Annotated in this window: 3 protein-coding genes; all 3 read left to right on the top strand. The window is 44.0% G+C overall.

Translation table 11 applies throughout. The features are described 5' to 3' along the window. Positions 1 to 2315: non-ribosomal peptide synthetase (locus AC5590_RS16280; RefSeq protein WP_211178791.1), on the top strand; the 2315-nt coding region annotated here is incomplete at its 5' end. Beyond that, positions 2222 to 3208, top strand: a complete 987-nt coding sequence (locus AC5590_RS16275; RefSeq protein WP_248277433.1) for a thioesterase domain-containing protein — start codon at positions 2222 to 2224, stop codon at positions 3206 to 3208. The genes AC5590_RS16280 and AC5590_RS16275, both read left to right, overlap by 94 nt. A 45-nt stretch (positions 3209 to 3253) precedes the next feature. Then, a partial coding sequence (locus tag AC5590_RS16270; RefSeq protein WP_169268875.1) for a long-chain-fatty-acid--CoA ligase occupies positions 3254 to 4770 on the top strand: 1517 nt, incomplete at its 3' end.

Raw genomic sequence — 4770 nt, 5'->3', positions numbered from 1 at the left:
GACTACAGGAGCAATTGTTGCAAGACTTAGACCATCTTCATATTAGTGGAGTGCAGGTACTGCGGGAATTAGCTCGTCGCCGGAAAACTGGATTAACTGCAGCTATGCCAATAGTTTTTACCAGTGTTTTAGGTTTAAATTCTTCTTCAGAGGGAGATTTAGAGTTTAATTTTTTAGGAGACCAAGTCTACAGCATCAGCCAAACACCACAAGTATGGTTGGATCATCAAGTCAGTGAGATAAATGGAGCATTAGTGTTCAACTGGGATGCGGTCGAAGAACTCTTTGCGAAAGGTTTTCTAGATGATATGTTTGGGGCTTACTACCATTTTCTGGAACGGTTAGCCCAGGAGAATGAACTTTGGCTTTCCCCGACACGAGAACTTCTACCACCAGCACAGGTGAAGCAACTAGTAGCTGTTAACACAACGGCAGTTCCTACCCTGCGGGAAGGCGTTCCGCCTACAACGGGGGGAACCACCGCAACGGACTGCCTCACCAATACACTACTTCCAGAAGGAACCTTACTCCATACCTTGTTTTTTGAGCAAGTGTCTTGGCGTCCACAGCAGGCGGCTGTAGTTACCGCCCATCGTACCCTAACGTATCAGGAGTTAGGCGATCGCGCAACTGAGCTAGGACATCAACTGCGACAACTGGGCGTTCGCCCTAACCAACTAGTAGCAATTGTGATGGAGAAAGGCTGGGAGCAAGTTGTGGCTGTCTTGGGCATCCTTGCTGCTGGTGCTGCTTATGTGCCGATTGACCCTGGACTTCCAACGAAACGCTACTGGTATCTTTTACAACAAGCAAAAGTTCAGATGGTGCTGACTCAGACCCGACTTGATACCACCCTGGATTGGCCAGAGAACATACAACGCCTTTGCATAGATTCTGATTTCAAACAGTCGCCTGAAACATCTCTGCGTAATCAGCCATTAGAGGCAGTGCAAAAACCGGAAGACCTCGCCTATGTCATCTACACCTCTGGTTCTACGGGGATGCCCAAAGGTGTAATGATTTCGCATCAAGGTGTAGTCAACACTATCCTTGACATCAACCAACGCTTTAATGTCAATGCTAATGACCGAGTTTTAGCTCTCTCCTCTCTCAGTTTCGATTTATCGGTTTACGACATCTTCGGCACTTTAGCCGGTGGAGGAACTATTGTTATCCCTGAAGCTGCTAGCACTAAAGATCCGGCTCATTGGACAGAACTGATTATAAAACACCAAGTTACAGTTTGGAACTCAGTTCCTACTTTAATGCAGATGTTAGTGGAGTATGCCTCAACTCATCCTAAAATTGCATTCAACACTCTGAGATTAGTCTTAATGAGTGGCGATTGGATACCGTTAAGCTTACCTGACCAGATAAGAGCTTTGTCTCAGAAAGTAAAAGTGATTAGCCTAGGAGGTGCTACCGAAGCATCTATTTGGTCTATTCTCTATCCTGTGGAGGAGGTGAATTCAGCCTGGAAGAGCATTCCCTACGGTCGCCCAATGGCTAACCAGCGGTTTTATGTGCTTGATGAAGCGCTACAACCACGTCCGGTATGGGTTCCTGGACAGCTCTATATTGGGGGTATTGGACTCGCTAAAGGTTACTGGCACGACGAAGAAAAGACCCAAGCTAGCTTCATCATTCATCCTCAGACTAAGAAGCGGTTGTATAAAACTGGTGACTGGGGTCGTTATTTACCTGATGGCAATATTGAGTTTCTGGGGCGGGAAGATTTTCAGGTCAAAATCAATGGGTACCGTGTCGAACTCGGTGAAATTGAGGCGGCTTTGAAACAGCATTCTGCAATCAAGGAGGCAATTGTTACTATTGTAGAAGAAGAGCGAGGTAAAGTACTGATAGGTTACGTGGTTCCAGAACCTGGGAAAGCCTCCGAAATTTTTGATGTTCCTGAGACAGATTCACAACAGAAACCTAACACCACTTGTAGCGAACTGCGTCGCTTTCTCAAAGAAAAGCTACCAGAGTACATGGTACCTTCTGCCTTCGTGCTGTTAGAGTCATTGCCGTTAACACCTAATGGCAAAGTGGATCGTCAGACGCTTCCTGCTCCCGAACGCACGAAACCGGAGTTAGAAAAAACTTTTGTAGCTCCTCGCGACAGAATTGAGGAGTTGCTGGCAGCAACTTGGACTGAAGTATTTCGGCTTGAACGCATAAGCATCCATGACGACTTCTTTGAGTTGGGTGGAGACTCGTTTTGGCGCTTCAACTTATCTCGAAAATTAATCAAAAATTTGGCACAAACCTATCGCTTGGTATACTTTTTCAGCAACCAACCCTGGCGGAACTAGCAAATTATATCACAAAAAATACTGATACTTCAGTAAAATCCACATATTTAGTTCCTATCCAAGTTGAAGGAACTCAGCCCCCGTTGTTCTGTATTCACCCAGCAGGGGGACAAGTGATGGTGTATCAGCACCTGGCGACTTGTCTAGGATCAGATCAACCTGTCTACGGTATACAGTCTCGTGCTCTCAACGATCTAACTCAAGAGCATACTAGCATCGATAATATGGCTGTTGAATACGCCAAGGTCATTCGCCAGCATCAACCCGATGGTTCTTATTATCTCATGGGTTGGTCTATGGGTGGGGTAGTTGCTGTAAGTGTTGCTCAAGAGTTAGAGCAACAAGGACAGAAGGTTGCTTTTGTTGGACTTGTGGATGCCTTTTTAATTTCAGATAATACACCAACTTTTGAACACAACCCCTTCCAGGAATTGGCATTAGTATTCGGCGGTACTTTCGTTGATGCTTTCATGACTCTGGATGCTGTTGAACAGCAGGGATTGCGAGACGAGCTTATAAGTTTGCCAACTTTAGAACGTCTGCGGCGGATAATGGTCTGGGGACAAGAACGAAACCTATTCTCGACAGAGATTGCTGTGGAGTTCCTACAAAAACAAGTGAATCTCACCGAGATTCACGAACAGCAGCTTAAAGTTCACCATGCACCCCAAATTCAAGCTAGGCTCTATGTCTGGTGGGCTTTGGATAAGCTCGACGGAGGACTATCTCGTACTGCCTGGAGTCAATACACTACAGGCGCAAGCTACACGGAAATTGTTGATGGTAACCACTTCACTGTAATGCGTACTCCACATATTCAGACCCTTGCCCATAAATTGCAAGAATGCCTTCGGGCTGTGCGATCGTCGGAGTTAAAGGGTCAGGAAAATTAATAAACTTAGCTTGAGCAATATAGATGCAATTGTTGAGGAATGTCGATGATATATAACGATGAAATCCAAACACTAGCAGATTTAGCACGCGTGCAAGCGCATCAATTTTCAGAAGGCAAGGCGTTAATTTTTAAGGATAAAGCGCTCACCTATTTACAGTTACATGTACAAAGTAATCGCGTGGCTAATGCACTTTTGGCGCAAGGAGTTAAAGCTCAATCAAGAGTTGCATTATTGGCTAAAGATTCACTCAAGAGTTATGAAATATTATTTGCGTGTAACAAGGTAAATGCTGTCTTAGTGCCTATTAATTGGCGTCTGGCTGCTGCAGAAGTGAGCTATATTTTAAGAGATGCCAATGTTGAAGTTCTTTTTGTCGGATCTGAGTTTCACACGTTGGTTGAATCTATTAGAGATGAGCTTGATGGTGTTAAAACCATTATTGCCTTAGAAGAAGCTGAACAAAATTGGCTGACTTACGATAATTGGTGCCAACAACATAGTGATGTTCAACCTAACGTCGCCGTTGAACCACATGATGTAGCCGTGCAAATCTATACCAGTGGCACTACGGGACGACCCAAAGGTGTGCAACTGGGACATTACAGTTTCTTTGCTATTGCCAAAGAATTTGTTAAGCAAGGTAAAAGCTGGATAGGTTGGAGTGAAACAGATAAGAGTCTGTTGATTTTACCTTTCTTTCATATAGGAGGTTTATGGTGGGCTATCCGTGGTTTAGCATCCGGTGCCGAAAATATTTTTTTGGAAACTTTTGACGGAGTTGAGGTTCTCAAAGCTATTGAAAAATACGGCATCACAAAGACCTGTATGGTGCCCGCAATGATTCAAGTTCTGTTAACAGAACCATTATGTAAACAAACGGATTTTTCATCACTTGAATATATTGTTTACGGGGGTTCTCCTATTGCTGAATCACTGTTGAAAGAGGCGATAGCTACATTTTCCTGCAACTTTGTGCAAATTTATGGCATGACTGAAACTGGAAATTGCGCTGTATGTTTATTTGCCCATGAGCATATTTCTACAAATCCAGACAGACTGAAAGCTGCAGGTAGACCTTTTCCTGGGGTCTCGGTAACCATTTTAAATAGTGACGGCGAAACTTTACCTTGTCGTCAAGTAGGTGAAATCTGTATAAAATCGCCTGCAAATATGATTGGTTACTGGAAATTACCCGAGGCTACAGCAAAAACCCTTGTTGATGGCTGGATCTATACAGGGGATGCGGGCTATTTTGACTCAGAAGGCTATATTTATATTTGCGATCGCGTTAAAGATATGATTTGCTATGCTGGAGAGAATATCTATCCAGCGGAAGTTGAAAATGTTTTATATGAACATCCGGCAGTTGCTGAAGTTGCGATCATTGGTGTTCCAGATGAAGATTTCGGAGAAATCATTAAAGCTATTGTCGTTTTAAAACCAGGGATGAAGGCGACGGCACTAGATATTATCAGTTTTATACGGGGTAAACTTGCCGATTTCAAGTTACCTAGGAGTGTCGAGTTTACTGAATCCTTACCAAGAACGCCAAGTGGTAA

The organism is Brasilonema octagenarum UFV-OR1, assembly GCF_963888615.1.
In the GTDB taxonomy this organism is placed as follows: Bacteria; Cyanobacteriota; Cyanobacteriia; order Cyanobacteriales; family Nostocaceae; genus Brasilonema; species Brasilonema sennae.
Note: the sequence above shows the minus strand (reverse complement) of the source record. Positions and strands in the feature narration are given on the sequence as shown.